Raw genomic sequence first — 1,793 nt, 5'->3', positions numbered from 1 at the left:
TTTTCATTGTCTTTCCTTTCTGAACGAAAACGTTCATGTTTTATTGTTAGTTATGAATTACTTGTTGTTTGTCGCCGACTTTGAATCCGACGTTTTTTTCTTTGTCACTTGGACTTTGAACTGGAACCCTTGGTCTTCGCCTTTCAACACATACTTTTGCTGATTGGCGTTCGCCACCTTGGTGAATTCGTTTTGAGTATCATGCTCTCTTCGGAACCATTGGAACGAGTATTGAGAAAGGTCTAAGACCGCCGCTTCATCTTCGAACACATAAGCCGTGATGGCTTCTGTCGTGAATAGGTCTTCATCTAGATGGTGCCCTTCATGAAACAGGTCGACACGATAGACACTGCCCTTTAACCACTCGATATTGCCTTGCTTTGCGTCTTGTTCGTTCTGGTCGTAAATTGCTATTACCGTGACGGATTGCGCCACATGACTGAGTAAAACCAGCTCAGCGATGCCTTCTTCATTGGTGACGGTTTGGTAAACGAAGTTCGCTTGGTTCGGTTCCAGCTCTAACGTCTCACCATCCAACGTCAAAGATGTTAAGTCTTCAGCGGTGATTTGATAGGTCACCGGGATATCGGCAACGGCTTTGCTCAATAAGGCACTCGCAACGATGCTTTCACCCGCGGTCGCGGTTTCTGGTTCAAACGAAATTGACTCGAGAAACTTACTGTCAGTGACCGTAATCGACATGGTGTTAGACTCTTTCACTTGGCCGCTTTTTAGCTTGTATCGAACCTTGAGCGACAGTGTATTGTTGCCGTCATAGCGGTAGCTTGGCGCGGTAAATAAAGGTACCGAAGCACTCTGACTGTCCAGATACGAATTAGCAGTACCTAACCAGGTGTAAGAGACGATGTCAGGTCCCCCTTTCACCTCCATCCACTCCGCTAATGACTGCTGAGAGTTTTCTGCAACCACTACAGATTCAGGCAGACGAATACTGATCTCTGCGTATTTCTGTTTGTATTCCAAAACAATGTTATGGTCACGTTCAACAAAGTCCGTTAAACGGTCTTGTTTTGGTAATGAGCTTTGGAAAACTTCACGGCGCTCAGGCTCGTAGAAACCCCCAAGAGACAAGGTATAGTTAACACCAGCTATCCACTGTTCACTTGCCCCTTCCTCATTTTGGTATCCCAACGAGAACGCCAGCTCTTTGGTCGGTTTAAACTCGGTGTTTAACTCGAAACGCAACGGGTTTTTGGTCGGGTTACTGCCATCGCGATGTTCTACGTATCGACCAAGGTATTGACCCGCTGTACCACTCAACTTCCAGCGTGTATCCATCGGCAGATAGCTTTCTAGCGTGAGATCCCAACCCTTCGCAGGCTTTTCAACAAGGCTGTTCATCCCTTCATACTCGTCCGGCGAATCTTTCCAATTCGACAGAGGAAAGTAGAAGTTGGAGCTCATGTTTCCGTAACCCACCCCGTACTCAACACCTAAGCTCATTCTTCGGTGATAGCGCTGGTGGTCATAATCTATGAAGGTGTTTACCCCGTAGTACTCATCTTCAGCGAGTTGACGATAACCCGTACCAATGTGCGAAAAGTCTCGGCCATGGAAGTCGTCTTGGTTAAACACCGCACCCGCTTGAATAAACCACAAAGATTTATCGTCGGCTTGCCAAAAAGGGAACAGGCTTTCAACCTGATCAACTTGCCATTTGCTGCCTTTCGCTAAAGAGACGCCTAAATCAAACTGCGCGCCACCAAAAGCTTCAGATAACCAGTCTTCTGTTTCACTCACACCAGCAGCCACTAAACGAGATGGTACTTGCT

Annotated in this window: 1 protein-coding gene; it reads right to left on the bottom strand. The window is 46.8% G+C overall.

All coding sequences use genetic code 11. The features are described 5' to 3' along the window. Positions 1 to 57: 57 nt before the first annotated feature. Positions 58 to 1,793: inverse autotransporter beta domain-containing protein (locus BCT81_RS25330; RefSeq protein WP_102426253.1), on the bottom strand; the 1,736-nt coding region annotated here is incomplete at its 5' end.

The organism is Vibrio sp. 10N.261.52.A1 (assembly GCF_002876325.1).
Taxonomy (GTDB): Bacteria; Pseudomonadota; Gammaproteobacteria; order Enterobacterales; family Vibrionaceae; genus Vibrio; species Vibrio chagasii.
Note: the sequence above shows the minus strand (reverse complement) of the source record. Positions and strands in the feature narration are given on the sequence as shown.